Origin of the sequence: Neotamlana sedimentorum (assembly GCF_000943565.1) — a bacterium.
GTDB classification, from domain to species: Bacteria; Bacteroidota; Bacteroidia; order Flavobacteriales; family Flavobacteriaceae; genus Neotamlana; species Neotamlana sedimentorum.
This window is the reverse complement of the sequence record NZ_JTDW01000005.1, coordinates 144,398-158,074: the sequence shown is the minus strand read 5'-3', so window position 1 is coordinate 158,074 and position 13,677 is coordinate 144,398. Positions and strand designations below refer to the sequence as shown.

The following is a 13,677-nucleotide window of genomic DNA, read 5'->3' as shown; positions in this document are numbered from 1 at the left end:
TTATGAAGCATATCCAAAGACTTCGTAAAATGGTCACATTAGCCTATAAAATGGAATGGATAGATAAAGACCCGTTTATAAAATTCAAACCAACATACATTAAAAATGAGTGCGAGTTTTTAAGTGAAAATGAACTACAAACTATTATTGAAAAAGAATTTGAAATTGAAAGACTGGAGCTCGTTAAAGATTTATTCGTTTTTAGTTGCTATATTGGCTTATTGTATATTGATGTAATAACCTCAACGAAGATAATATTACGTTCGGTATAGATGGTGGTAAATGGATAATCACTAATAGACAAAAAACGCATAACAAAGTAAAAATTCCATTACTGCCAATTGCCGAAGAATTAATTCAGAAATATGAGGGTCGTTTCAAAACTAAAAAGACAAAAACCTTATTCCCTAATATTTCAAATTAAAAGCTGAACTCGTACCTCAAAGAAATTGCCGATTTATGTGGTATTAAAAAGAATCTAACTTTTCATATTGCCAGACATACATTTGCCACAACTGTAACTTTAAGTAATGGAATGCCTATAGAAACAGTTTCAAAATTATTAGGGCATACCAAATAGCTACGACTCAAATTTATGCTAGGGTAATTGAACGTAAAGTAAGTGAGGACTTCAATACACTTAAAGAGAAGCTACTCAATAAAAATAGGAAACAATTCAAATCAGATATTATATGATGTGTAGCCTTATTAATAAAAATTAGTGCTAATTGAAATAGTTTAATTTTATCACTAAATTTGAATTATGGCACTGAATTTAAAAAAATTCTTTCTTTCACAACCTCATTTTAATAAACTTGTTAGTGACGACTATATGTTTGTTGAGTTTAATTGTCCAATAGAAATGGAGAATTTTAAGTTATGGACAGAAATACCTTTTTTGGCTTATGTTGTAAGTGGAAGGAAAGATTGGACAGCTTTAGACAAAACCTATAACGCAAAAGAAGGCGATGCTCTTTTTATTAGGAAAGGTGTTTATAATACCAAACAATATTTTGAAGAAGATTACTGTAGTTTACTGTTTTTTATAACGGATGATTTTGTTAGACGATTTTGTAAAGAGTATCATGAATCAATTCCTAAAGTCTCTGTGGATTATCTTAAAAATCAAATTTATGAGATTGATGTTAACGATCCATTGCGTTCTCTCTTCTTAACTGTTTTTAATTATTTAAAAACAGGAAAGGAAATACCAAGAGGTTTAGTAGAAATGAAATTTAAAGAACTTCTTTTTAATATTTCATTGAACCCTTCAAATAAAGAGTTAATTGGGCTTTTTAATTCTATTCAACACGTTGAGAAAACAAATCTTATCGACGTCATGATGAAAAACTTTCAAAGTGATTTAAATTTGGAAGACTACGCACGATTATCAGGTAGAAGCCTCTCAACCTTTAAAAGAGATTTTCAGAATCACTTTAAAGAAACACCAGGGAAATGGCTAAATAACAAACGTCTTGAATATGCTAAATTACTACTTCAAAACGAAGAACTAAATATTAACGATATATGCTGGGAAAGTGGTTTTAAAAACACCTCACACTTCAATAGTAGTTTTAAAGAAAAGTACCAACTTCCACCTAATCAGTATAGAAAGCAATATTTTCAAAAATAGATCATATAATTTTTTATTAATTTAGAGTGATGGCAGTAGATGTGTTTAAATATTTTAGTAAACATCCAAAATACAACAAACTTATGGGAGAAGACTATATGTTTGTTGAATATAAGTGTCCACTTGATGTTGAAAACTTTAAGTTGTGGACAGATGTGCCTATCCTAAATTATGTAATTAAAGGTAAAAAAGATTGGACAGCATTAGAAAAAACCTATCAAATAGCGCAAGGTGAAGCAGTGTTTATAAAACAAGGTGTTTACAATACCAAACAGTATTTTGATAATGACTATTGTGTGATGCTGTTTTTTATTACAGAAGATTTTATTCGACGATTTGTTAAGAACAACGAGCAGGTAGTAAGACCTAATAAATCGGAGGTATTGAATAATCAAATTTACCCAATTGAGGTAGGTGATTCGTTAAATGCTTTATTTATTTCGGTATTCAATTACATGAATCAAGGAGATAAAATCCCTACGAGTTTAGTAGAAATGAAATTTCATGAACTTTTTTATAACATTGCCTTAAATCCCAAAAATCAAGATCTTGTTAATTATTTTTGTTCGCTGAAGCAAGTCGAAAAATCTAACCTTGAAAATATTATGAAGAAAAATTTTCATTGTGATTTACAACTTAAAGAATTTGCACGCTTAACAGGAAGAAGTCTCTCAACTTTTAAAAGAGATTTTCAAAATCATTTTAAAGAAACACCAGGGAAATGGTTAAATAATAAGCGCCTTGAATATGCTAAATTACTACTTCAAAACGTAGAGTTAAATATTAACGATGTATGTTGGGAGTGCGGTTTTAAAAACACGTCTCACTTTAATAGTAGCTTTAAGGAAAAATATAATTATCCACCAAACCAGTATAGAAAACTACATCTTCAGTAGTAAATTCTATAGGTTTTTTACACTTGAACTTTTTACCAAATTAATTGAACTTTAAAGAAAATCCAACACTTTAAAGTCAAGATACATTTGTCCTGTAATTCAAACTTAAAATTATGGACAGTGTATTTACTTTCATTCAACCCCACTATTTATGCATTCTAAAAGTAGTATTTGCTATTTCTTGTATAACATTTTTTGGCTATATGTTTATTCAATACCTCTTCATGAAAGCTTTAATAAAGTATATACAAAGCATGCTTTAAGTACGTCCTTATTAAAAATCAACTCTAAATATAATGGAAAAAAATAATTCAAATTGGTCAAAAACAGATATAAAAATATATTTATTACTGTTTTTTATAAATACCGATTATACAGTATCAATACAAAATATAGACTATAGTAGATTTGAAATTAAGAAGCCAGAATTTGATAAAATTTATAATGAGTTTAATGAGGATAATGATTATCAAAGTATTCAAAAAATTCGAATGGCATTAGAAAATAAGGCGTATTCTAAAGAACAAATAAACACCTTATTTCTAGAAATTAAAACAATGTTCTCATTGTCGAAAAAAAGGAATAACTTGATTATTAATTCCATTTTCACAAACCTAGAACGTATTTTAAATACTGCAGCATAACTATTACTTTGAAAAATAATCCGAATACTATGGAAAAGCATAGAAAAGCACCTTTAGAAATATCATCGAAAGAATATAAATCTTTAGGTTACAAATTAATCGAAAGTATTTCTGAGTTTAATGAAACTATAGCTAATAAACCTGTAACAACAGGCGAAAAACCAAAGCAATTACAAGGTCTGTTAGGTAATAAATCATTTCCTGAAAGTGGTATGCCAGCGGAAACATTATTAAGTAAAGCGACTGATTTATTATTTAACCATTCCTTATTTAATGGTCATCCAAAATTTATGGGTTACATCACAGGTTCTGCTGCTCCAATTGGTGCTTTAGGTGATATGCTAGCCGCAACCGTAAACCCAAATGTTGGCGCATTTGCTTTAGGTCCAATGGCAACAGAAATTGAGAAACAAACCATTCAATGGTTAGCTGAGTTTATAGGTGTCTCTTCAGATTATGGAGGTGTGTTAGTCAGTGGTGGAAATATGGCAAACTTCACCGCATTTCTTGCTGCAAGAACAGCAAAAGCTCCATCTGATATAAAAGAAAATGGAATTAATTCTAATTCAAAAAAATTAATGATGTATTGTTCTAAATCTACGCATACATGGATTGATAAGGCAGCAATTCTGTTCGGACATGGAACAAATGCAATTAGATGGATTGAAACAGATGCCGATAATAAAATGAATTTGGAAGCTTTAGAATTAGCGATCACCACAGATATTATAGATGGTCATGAACCTTTTTTTGTAGTAGGTACAGCAGGCGATGTTAGTACTGGGACAGTTGATGATCTAGAGGGTATTGCAGCAATTTGTAAATTATATCATCTTTGGTTTCATATAGATGGTGCGTATGGAGTACCAGCAAATATTCTTCCAGAGTTAGAAATGGCATTTAAAGGGATTAAAGACGCAGATTCTATTGCTATCGACCCTCATAAATGGTTATATAGTCCGTTAGAAGCAGGTTGCACCTTGGTGAAAAATCCCAAACATTTAGTAGATGCTTATAGTTCACATCCTGAATATTATAATTTTGCGACCGAAAATGCGGAACAGAATTTTTATGAATACGGACTTCAAAATTCACGCGGATTTAGAGCTTTGAAAATATGGTTAATGCTTCAGCAAGTAGGAAGAAAAGGCTATAGAGAAATGATTAATGAAGATATTGAATTATCAAGACTTCTATACAGATTATCTGATAAGCATCCAGAATTAGAAGCCATAACTCAAAATTTAAGTATCACAACATTTAGATATATACCTACAGAAATATCGAAAGACATTAAAGATAATGAAGCCTATCTAAACAAATTAAATGAAGCCTTAGTAAATAATTTGCAACAAGGTGGAAAAGTTTTTGTGTCTAATGCAATTGTTCATAATACCTATTGTTTAAGGAGTTGTATCGTAAACTTTAGAACTTCTAAAAAAGACATTGAGGAAATCATTGATATTGTAGTCACTGAAGGACGAAAATTACATAAAGAATTACTATCAAAATAAGTCATTATAAAAACTTAAACCAACTAAAAACCAAGATTATCTGTAAAAAGATGGTCTTTTTTTTTGCTTTGAACTTTTAACCAAACAATTTGAACTTTAGAGTAAATTCTACGCTTTGAAATCACAATACATTTGTACCAAACAAATAATAATAATTTAAATTTTTAAAACAATGATTACAACAGCAAACATTAAAAACGGAGTAAACGTAGATCAATTAGTTGAAACTATTGGTGCAGTACAAACCAATCCAGAATTGGCAAAATTTCAGTTCAGAGCAAAAAACAATTGGATAGATGGTGGACATTGTGTGTCTAATATCAAAGGATTTTATGGCGTAGGAGCCGAAGACGAATCTCGTCAAGAAACATTCTCTTTAGAATGTAGCCATCCTCAAGTATTATTAGGGCAAGATGAAGCACCAACACCTCCAGAAGTGGTGTTACATGCTTTAAGTTCTTGTTTAACTGGAGCGATGGTTTATCACGCAGCTGCCAACGGAATTGATATTGAAAGCGCTGAATCTAACATTAAAGGTGGAGTAGATTTACATGGCTTTTTAGGTTTAGATCCTGAAGTACGTATGGGATTTGATGGTATTAAATTTACATTAAAAGTGAAATCGGATGCATCTGCAGAGCAATTAGAGCAATTAGCAAAATTCTCACCAGTATTCGATATGATTACTAATCCAACACCAGTTTCAATTGAAATTGTAAAAGAGTAATTAAGGCATTCCTATTCTAAAAAAGGCTGCTCATTTTGTAGCAGCCTTTTTTAATTCAATCAAAAACAAGCCAAAATTAACAATGAAAACACCAATTTATCATATTGTAAATGCAAATCAGGCGGTTGCAAAAATAGCGTATAAAACCAATGAGGTTTGTCCTATTTATCCAATTACGCCAGCATCTGAAATGAGTGAGTTGGTGGAACAATGGAGTGCCGAAAAACGACGAAATATTTTTGGTAGTATTCCAAAAACTTTCGAAATGCAAAGTGAAGCAGGAGTTGCAGGAGCAATGCATGGAGCTTTGCAAACGGGTTCATTATCAACTACGTTCACAGCATCACAAGGTTTATTGTTAATGTTGCCAAACATGTATAAAATTGCAGGCGAATTAACACCAAATGTCATTCATGTTGCTACCAGAAGTATTGCTACGCATGCACTTTCTGTATTTGGTGACCATAGTGATATTATGGCAGTTCGTCAATCTGGTTACGCCATGTTAGGTAGTGCTTCAGTACAAGAAGCGCAAGATTTTGCTTTAATTTCTCAAGCAGCAACATTACAATCAAAAGTGCCTTTTGTACATTTCTTTGATGGGTTTAGAACATCACACGAAATATCTAAAATTGATATAATTACTGATAAAGTAATTCAATTTATGATGAATAATAAAGATATAAAATCACATAGAGAACGCGCTCTTAATCCTAATAATCCTGTAATTAGAGGAACTTCACAAGGACCAGATGTGTTTTTTCAAAGTAGAGAAGCCATCAATCCTTTTTATGATGTTTGTCCAGATATTGTACAAGATAAAATGAACGCTTTCGCGGAATTAACCGGAAGACAATACAAACTCTTCGATTATGTAGGTCATGCAGAAGCAGAACATCTTATTATTTCTATGGCGTCTTCAACTGAAACTATTGAAGAAACCATCAAGTTTTTAAACGCTAAAGGCGAAAAACACGGACTTATAAAAGTGCGATTATTTAGGCCATTTAGCACAAAACACCTCATTAAAGTGTTGCCTAAAACAGTAAAATCTATTGCTGTTTTAGATAGAACAAAAGAACCAGGTTCAACAGGAGGGCCATTATATTTAGATATCGTTCAATCTGTTTCTGAAGTATTTCAAACAAAAGAAATTCTAACGTTTCCAAGAATAGTTGGAGGACGATATGGTTTATCATCCAAAGAATTCACACCAAATATGGTTGCAGCCATTTTTCAAAATTTGAAACAAGAGCAACCAAAAAACAATTTTACCATTGGTATAAATGATGATGTTAAAAACACAAGTCTTGATTATTCGAGTAATATTCAATTAGATACTTTAATGTATCAAACAATATTTCATCAAAAAAAACACACACAAGGTATTTCTAACCTTACTAAACTAATTGGAAGTCAAGAAAATAATTTTGTGCAATCGTACACAGCATGCGATTACAAAAAATCGAACTCTAAAAATAGTTCACATTTAAGAATTGCAACATCACCAATAAAAGCACCATATTTAATTAATAGCGCTGATTTTATTGCTTGTCAAAATAGAAATTTCATCAATCACGACACAACACTAAATAATATAAAGCCAAATGGTACACTTTTGGTTAATTCTTCATTAGAGTCACATGTGTTTTGGCAAGTACTTTCAGTAAAAATACAAGAGCAAATTATAGATAAAAATGTGTCACTATATATAGTAAACACTAATAGTTTGCAATCCACTTATTCAGTTAAAAACTACACAATTCCAGTGTTGCAAGCAGTGTTTTTGGCATTGAATAATGAATTTATTTCAGAAGAATTACCAGAAGAAATTATTCAAAATATTATAAAAGTAGACACATCAAATAAAACCAACTTCAATACTATTTCTATTGAGAACAACGATGATTTTGCAAACACACTTTTAGGGAAATTGTTAAAAGAAAAAGAGGAAGATATTCCAGTAAGTTTATTGCCATGTGATGGAACTTACCAAAGCAACACTTCAAAATTTAACTCGATTCAGGCATCAGAATATATGCCAAATTGGGACGCAGAAACTTGTACGCAATGTGGTGCTTGTAGTATGGCTTGTCCACAGTCAGCATTACGTATAAAAGTGTTTGACAATAGTTTTTTAGAGTATTTGCCTAATAATTTCAAGCGTACACATGCTAATGAATTTGATTTATTAAACTATACCATTCAGATCAATTCAGAACAATGTAATAGCTGTAATAATTGTATAGATGCTTGTTCTGCTAACGCCTTATCTATTAAAGAAAAAGAAGTCCATGATATTAATCATTGGAATTGTTTTGAAACGATTCTAGAATTTGATAGAACAAAAATAGACCGCACAAAAGTAAGTCAACAACAACTGCAAGCACCATTATTTAAGTATTCAAATGGAGTAGAAGGTTGTGGAGAAGCACCATATTTAAAATTACTATCGCAATTGTTTGGAGATAGGCTTTTGGTTGCAAATGCAACTGGATCAAGTTCTATTTTTGGCGGTGCATTGCCCACAACGCCTTGGTCAAAAAACAATAAAGGACAAGGTCCTGCGTGGTCAAATTCACTTTTTGAAGATAATGCTGAGTTCGGACTTGGTTTTCGGTTATCAATTAATCAACAGGAAGCACAAGCAAGAGAGCTATTAAAAAAACTGAGTTCTAAACTAGATTTCGATTTGGTTACTAATATTCTAAATGCGACTCAACAAACTGAAATTGAAATAAGTGATCAACGAGATCGAATAGGACTTTTAAAAGAACAGTTAAAAAACAGGACTGCTTTTGAAGCGAAACAATTATTACAAGTTGCTGATAATTTAGTCAAAAAAAGTGTTTGGATTGTCGGCGGAGATGGTTGGGCTTATGATATAGGTTTTGGTGGATTAGACCACGTTATAGCTTCTGGAGAAAACGTAAATATTCTTGTTTTAGATAACGAAGTCTATGATAATACAGGAGGACAAACATCGAAATCGACACCATTTGGAGCTGAAGCAAAATTTTCATTTGATGGTAAACAAAAGCAGAAGAAAGATTTAGGATTCATGCTTATGAATTACGACAATGTTTATGTGGCTTCTGTGGCGATTGGTGCTGATCAAGAACAAACTTTGAAAGCCTTTAACGACGCAGAAAGTTTTAATGGACCATCTATTATAATGGCTTATTGTCATAGTGAATCACATGGTATCGATATGAAAAACCCAAGTCAGTATCACAAAAACGCTGTTGCTTCTGGTCAGTGGTTATTATATAGAAATGACCCTAGAAAATCGAGCTCATTTCAACTAGATTCTGAAAACCCATCAATTAATATTAAAGATTATTTAAAGTCAGAAAAACGATTTACCAAGTTTTTGAAAGCTGAAAATCAATCAAATAGTTTATTGATAAGTCATATCCAGCATAAAATAGACCATCGATTTAAAAAACTCCAATCCTTGACAGTGGAATGAATAAAGGATTTAACAATATAAAAATGGGTAACGTGTCTATTGTAACTGATGAAATTAGTGCTTTGTCAGAAAGGACAGTATTGCACTATTTAAATTCATTATTTCAAAATGATATTGATGGAATAATGTCAAATTACACGAATAAATCAATAATTATTACACTGGTAAAAACGTATAAGGGGCTTAAAGAGATTAAAGAGTTTATGTGCGAATTGGCTAAACATTTTTCAAAAGGTAATACTGTTTTGATACTAGATAAAATGATTATTGAAAACGAAGTTGCTTATATAGTTTGGCACGCACATTCGCCTTTGTTAAGTATCTCAATAGCATCAGATACGTTTATCATTAAAGAAGAAAAAATCAGAAAACATACATTTATTGGTCAATTAAACACAAAGGAAGATATAGTTTGATGTTTGGCCTTATTTGAGAGAGCCAAAAACATAAGTATGATTTTGTTTTACAAAATTTCATTGACAAATAACGCTATTAAAATTGAAAAAGTTAATCGAAAACTTAAAGACAGAAATCAATATAATCGAATCAGAAATTGATGACGTACTTCTCAAAGCAGAAAAGGGGATAAAAATAACTAAACGACACCTTGAACGGTTGAGAGAAACCACAGTAGCTAATAATTTTAAATCAAAAGCTCAACTCGTACCTAAAAGAAATTGCAGACTTATGCAAAATTAAAAAGAACTTAACGTTTCACATAGCGCGCCATACATTTGCCACTACAGTAAAATTAAGGAATGATGTGCCCATTGAAACTGTGTCAAAGTTGTTTGGACATTTTAAAATAGCTACTACCCAAATTTATGCAAAAGTAGTAGAAAGAAAAGTTAGTGAGGATATACAAAGTTTAAAAAATAAATTTTAAAAAATATGTTAGCTTTAAATGTTTCATAAAATTGTTTTAGGTTATTTCCGTCCTAAGTTATATATAAATTTATATCCAAATGTTACTTTATATTTCTAATTATGTATTATTTTTTATCAAAATTAAACAAACTAGTAGATGTGACTAAAATTGTATATTTGTCTAACTATTTTTAATAAAAGTGAATTTTCTAGAATTTTATAATAAAATATTAGATACAGCTCATAAATCGTGTAAAGAGATTCCTTTTTCTGTTGGAAAAACTTCGTTCAAAAAAGGATCATTAATTACAGAGTATAATCACATTGAAGATAAAATATACTTTATAAATTCAGGGATTGCTGAAATGACGATAAAAAGCTATATGACAGAAAAAGTAATTGACTTCTTTTTTGAAAACGAATTAATTTGTGGTTATACGTCTTTTTTAACACAAGAACCAACAGATGTACAAATAAAAGCTTTAATGAATTGTGAAATGGAAGTTGTTAAAAAAAGTGATTTAATGCTTGCTTATGAATCTTCATTAGAAGCAAATAAATTTGGGAGGATTTGTACAGAACAAGGCTATATTAGAAAATCTGATAGAGAAAAAAACTTCTTGACAAAAACAGCTGAAGAACTTTATGTTGAAATGTTTCAATCTAGATCTCAATATATTTCTGAAATTCCTGTAAATAAAATTGCGAAATATTTAGGGATTCATCCAGAGAGTTTAAGTCGAATAAGAAAGAAAATAAATTCCTAACATAGGTCAAGTCTAATTTTTAGTTTAATATTTAAGTTGCTTTTAGTTTTGCAACTCAAATATTAAACTATTTATTATGCAAAATTTAATTTCTGATTTACCAACACCACTTGAAATTTTAACGGATCCTTTATCTTTAATTATTCTTGGAATTTACTTGATTTTAATGGTATGGGAAGCCATTTTTCCTGCTAGACAACTTCCAAAAGTAAAATTTTGGAAATTAAAAGGGCTTACCTTTTTTACTATATTCTTTTTTGTGGCTTCGTACCTGCCTTTGTTAACAGATCCTTATTTAATTAATTTTCAACTTATTGATTTAAGTCATTTGGGTGTATTTACGGGGTCACTAATTGGACTTTTTGTTTATGAACTAGCGGTATATGCATATCACATAACCATGCATAAATTTGATTTTCTTTGGAGAACTTTTCATCAATTACACCATAGTGCAGAAAGATTGGATACTTATGGAGCGCTCTTTCATAGCCCGCTAGATGCTATTGGTTTCACTTTAATGGGAAGTTTAAGTTTAGCCTTATTTATTGGAATATCGCCAGAATCAATAACAGTAGTGCTTTTGGTGATAAATTTTTTAGCATTTTTTCAACATGCGAATATTAAAACGCCTCGTTGGATAGGTTATATTATTCAACGTCCAGAGAGTCATTCCATTCATCATGGTAAGGGGATTCACAAAAATAATTATGCTGATTTACCGCTAATTGATATGATATTTGGGACTTTTCAAAACCCTAAAAATTATCAAAAGGAAACAGGTTTTTACGATGGTGCATCAAGCCGAATTAAAGATATGTTCTTGTTCAAAGATGTGTCAAACCCTTTAACTAATAAAAAGTAATTCAAAAAAAATAAGAAAGAATAGACTATAAAAAGAAAAATTATGAAAAAAATATTAATAAGATTTAATGTATTAATTTTTACTTCCTTTATGATGTTAACATCATGTAGTAATGATGATAACAAGACTACACCAGAGTTATCAAAACGCTATTTTAGATTCCAAAGTTGCCCTGAAAGCAACCATGGTAATTGGCAAGATACATCTTTTGTTGCTGCGACTTCAGACCCAAAAGTTATTCAAAAGTGTTTAGAGCAGTTAAATCTACCTATTGAATCAAGACTACTTTTTCCATTGGGTAAAATTGAAAGCGGAAACCAAGGTTACAATAAAAATGGGGCACATTTATTTAATTGGCATTTTATTGAAGATTCATGGGAAATGGTTGAATTAGGTATCGAAATTTATGATGGTTGCCCTTATTCTGATGTTGAGTTGACTAATTATGTGGATAATCTAGGAAGTTATGGTGGCTGGAGTAATAGAGTTGTAGAAGAAATTGAAGAGTTATGAATAAATATATAGCCATATTACTCCTTGCTTTCAGTTTTCCAGCAATATTGTTAGGGCAAGAGAAAGGAATCCCAATAAATATATCATTTTTTAATGAATCAACTGCTGTTCCGTTTACAAGGTTTATAACAACACCAATACATCCTGGAATTCAATTAGGAACAGAATTTAATTATAAGGTTAAAGAACATTCCCGATTATTTCAAACAGCAAATATTAGTTATTTCTACCATAATTATTTAGCTCAAGGAATTGGATTAAATACAGAGTTTGGATATGAATACCGATTAAAATTTGGACTTGCCTTACAAGGACTTTTAGGGGTTGGATATATGCACACCTTTGCAACTTCTGATGAGTTTACATTTTCAAATGGTCAATATATTAAAAAAGTTGACAAAGGAAACTCTAGATTTTATCCTTCCTTGTCTTTGGATCTTGGATATTATTTAAATAAAAACAAGAATAGCCCAAAAATCTTTATTCGTTACCAGTCTTGGATTGAATATCCTTATTCTCCAGGGTTTATAGATATTATGTCACACGTAAATATTCATATCGGAACAAAAATCTTTATTTAAATTAATTATCAAATGAAAAAAATAAGTTTGTTTTTTCTCTTCTTATGCCTATTGACAGCTTGTACAAAAGGAGAGGATATTAAGCCAGAATCTTACAATTGCAATTATAATTTTAATGATTTGAGTCAAGTCAATCCAAACAATTTAGTATATCAATCTGTTTTGGACGATATGACGAGTAAAGGAGTTGTGGGCGTTGCAATGTCAGTTTATAGCAGTAATGGTATTTGGTTAGGAGCAAGTGGAAAGGCTGATTTGCACAATAATATAGATATGAAATCCTGCAATATTACAAGAGTAGGTTCTATAGTGAAAATGGTTACTGCAACTGTAATATTAAAATTGCAGGAAGAAGGTAAATTGAATATTGATGATAAAATTTCCAATTATCTAAATGGCGATAACATTAATAAAATAAAAAATGCTGAAAAAGCAACAATTCGCCAATTAATGCAACATTCTAGTGGTATAAATAATTATATCCACAGTTTGCAGTTCCAAACGGCATCCCTCAACAATTTAGTAAAAGAATGGAACGCCCATGAGCTTTTAAAATACTCCTATAACGAGTCCCCATACTTTGAGCCAGATGAAGATGTACGATACTCTAACACAGGTTATATTTTACTTGGTCTTTTAATAGAAAAATTAGAAGGCAAACCATTATATCAGGTATTTGATGAAAATATTTTTGAACCACTAGGATTAATCAATACACAATTTGCAGGTAAGAACCCAGTACCAGAAGGCATTGTTAGAGGCTATGTTGATTTGTACAGTAATTTAAATGTGATTGAAAGCACATATTATAGTGGTTGGGATTACTACACTGCAGATGGAGGTCTAATTTCAAATGTTTATGACATGAATGTTTTTTTTAGAGCCTTAATGAATGGAGAAATAATTAACGCAAACTCATTGAACCAAATGTTGACTTGGAAAACACCTAAAGAAGTAGAAGTAGATTTTTTTCCAATAAGTTATGGCTTAGGAATATTTAAAATTGAAACCCCTAAAGGCATTGCATATATGCATAGTGGAAATGCGATTGGTTATGACGCAAATATGTTTTATTTCCCAAGCGATAATACTACAATTGTTTATGCATCAAACAGCAACTATGGTAAAATTGAGCCATTGGTATCATCAAAACAAGCAATGGAAAAAATTATAAATAAAACTAAAGAATAAAAATTATGAA

General features: G+C 30.7%; 14 protein-coding genes and 1 pseudogene. All 15 read left to right on the top strand.

Annotation, left to right across the window (positions count from 1 at the left end; all coding sequences use genetic code 11):
• Positions 1–2: 2 nt before the first annotated feature.
• The 15 genes and pseudogenes from PW52_RS17790 (at position 3) to PW52_RS07825 (ending at position 13,667) form a co-directional block, all read left to right on the top strand.
• Positions 3–272 (top strand): hypothetical protein, encoded by a 270-nt coding sequence (locus PW52_RS17790; protein WP_316930133.1) that lies wholly within the window; start codon positions 3–5, stop codon positions 270–272.
• Between the two features lie 155 nt (positions 273–427).
• The gene (locus tag PW52_RS17785; protein ID WP_316930138.1) at positions 428–580 is read left to right on the top strand and encodes a tyrosine-type recombinase/integrase; all 153 of its coding nucleotides are present in this window, start codon (positions 428–430) and stop codon (positions 578–580) included.
• Between the two features lie 183 nt (positions 581–763).
• The gene (locus tag PW52_RS07885; RefSeq protein WP_044632393.1) at positions 764–1,633 is read left to right on the top strand and encodes a helix-turn-helix domain-containing protein; all 870 of its coding nucleotides are present in this window, start codon (positions 764–766) and stop codon (positions 1,631–1,633) included.
• Between the two features lie 29 nt (positions 1,634–1,662).
• On the top strand, positions 1,663–2,529 hold the full coding sequence (locus tag PW52_RS07880) for a helix-turn-helix domain-containing protein (protein WP_044632392.1): 867 nt from the start codon (positions 1,663–1,665) through the stop codon (positions 2,527–2,529).
• A 296-nt stretch (positions 2,530–2,825) separates the two neighbouring features.
• Positions 2,826–3,173, top strand: coding sequence for a hypothetical protein (locus PW52_RS07875; protein WP_044632391.1), 348 nt, complete (start codon positions 2,826–2,828; stop codon positions 3,171–3,173).
• 29 nt (positions 3,174–3,202) lie between these two features.
• Entirely contained in the window at positions 3,203–4,687 is a 1,485-nt protein-coding gene (locus tag PW52_RS07870) for a pyridoxal phosphate-dependent decarboxylase family protein (RefSeq protein ID WP_044632390.1), read from the top strand.
• Between the two features lie 172 nt (positions 4,688–4,859).
• Positions 4,860–5,414, top strand: coding sequence for an OsmC family protein (locus tag PW52_RS07865; RefSeq protein ID WP_044632389.1), 555 nt, complete (start codon positions 4,860–4,862; stop codon positions 5,412–5,414).
• Between the two features lie 82 nt (positions 5,415–5,496).
• Entirely contained in the window at positions 5,497–8,886 is a 3,390-nt protein-coding gene (locus tag PW52_RS07860) for a 2-oxoacid:acceptor oxidoreductase family protein (RefSeq protein ID WP_044632388.1), read from the top strand.
• Complete coding sequence (locus PW52_RS07855) at positions 8,883–9,302, top strand: hypothetical protein (RefSeq protein WP_044632387.1); 420 nt, start codon at positions 8,883–8,885, stop codon at positions 9,300–9,302. The genes PW52_RS07860 and PW52_RS07855 overlap by 4 nt, the downstream gene beginning before the upstream one ends.
• Before the next feature lie 224 nt (positions 9,303–9,526).
• Positions 9,527–9,772, top strand: a pseudogene (locus PW52_RS17370) (tyrosine-type recombinase/integrase); the annotation flags it as partial.
• A gap of 181 nt (positions 9,773–9,953) precedes the next feature.
• Positions 9,954–10,520 carry a Crp/Fnr family transcriptional regulator gene (locus PW52_RS07845; protein ID WP_052823427.1) on the top strand — a complete coding sequence of 189 codons (567 nt, stop codon included), beginning with the start codon at positions 9,954–9,956 and terminating at the stop codon, positions 10,518–10,520.
• 76 nt (positions 10,521–10,596) lie between these two features.
• Complete coding sequence (locus PW52_RS07840; RefSeq protein ID WP_044632385.1) at positions 10,597–11,382, top strand: sterol desaturase family protein; 786 nt, start codon at positions 10,597–10,599, stop codon at positions 11,380–11,382.
• Between the two features lie 42 nt (positions 11,383–11,424).
• Entirely contained in the window at positions 11,425–11,895 is a 471-nt protein-coding gene (locus tag PW52_RS07835; protein WP_131453988.1) for a BP74-related protein, read from the top strand.
• Complete coding sequence (locus PW52_RS07830) at positions 11,892–12,476, top strand: hypothetical protein (protein WP_044632384.1); 585 nt, start codon at positions 11,892–11,894, stop codon at positions 12,474–12,476. Before PW52_RS07835 ends, PW52_RS07830 begins: the two co-directional genes overlap by 4 nt.
• A 12-nt stretch (positions 12,477–12,488) precedes the next feature.
• Positions 12,489–13,667: a serine hydrolase domain-containing protein gene (locus PW52_RS07825; protein WP_082050867.1), complete on the top strand. Its 1,179-nt coding sequence runs from the start codon at positions 12,489–12,491 to the stop codon at positions 13,665–13,667.
• Positions 13,668–13,677: the final 10 nt, after the last annotated feature.

Excerpts from the sequence above, each read along its gene's own strand:
- PW52_RS07865 (WP_044632389.1), top strand. The coding sequence starts at position 4,860 with ATGATTACAACAGCAAACATTAAAAACGGAGTAAACGTAGATCAATTA.
- PW52_RS07830 (WP_044632384.1), top strand. The coding sequence starts at position 11,892 with ATGAATAAATATATAGCCATATTACTCCTTGCTTTCAGTTTTCCAGCA.
- PW52_RS07855 (WP_044632387.1), top strand. The coding sequence starts at position 8,883 with ATGAATAAAGGATTTAACAATATAAAAATGGGTAACGTGTCTATTGTA.
- PW52_RS17790 (WP_316930133.1), top strand. The coding sequence starts at position 3 with ATGAAGCATATCCAAAGACTTCGTAAAATGGTCACATTAGCCTATAAA.
- PW52_RS07875 (WP_044632391.1), top strand. The coding sequence starts at position 2,826 with ATGGAAAAAAATAATTCAAATTGGTCAAAAACAGATATAAAAATATAT.
- PW52_RS07835 (WP_131453988.1), top strand. The coding sequence starts at position 11,425 with ATGAAAAAAATATTAATAAGATTTAATGTATTAATTTTTACTTCCTTT.
- PW52_RS07825 (WP_082050867.1), top strand. The coding sequence starts at position 12,489 with ATGAAAAAAATAAGTTTGTTTTTTCTCTTCTTATGCCTATTGACAGCT.
- PW52_RS07860 (WP_044632388.1), top strand. The coding sequence starts at position 5,497 with ATGAAAACACCAATTTATCATATTGTAAATGCAAATCAGGCGGTTGCA.
- PW52_RS07880 (WP_044632392.1), top strand. The coding sequence starts at position 1,663 with ATGGCAGTAGATGTGTTTAAATATTTTAGTAAACATCCAAAATACAAC.
- PW52_RS07870 (WP_044632390.1), top strand. The coding sequence starts at position 3,203 with ATGGAAAAGCATAGAAAAGCACCTTTAGAAATATCATCGAAAGAATAT.
- PW52_RS07840 (WP_044632385.1), top strand. The coding sequence starts at position 10,597 with ATGCAAAATTTAATTTCTGATTTACCAACACCACTTGAAATTTTAACG.
- PW52_RS07885 (WP_044632393.1), top strand. The coding sequence starts at position 764 with ATGGCACTGAATTTAAAAAAATTCTTTCTTTCACAACCTCATTTTAAT.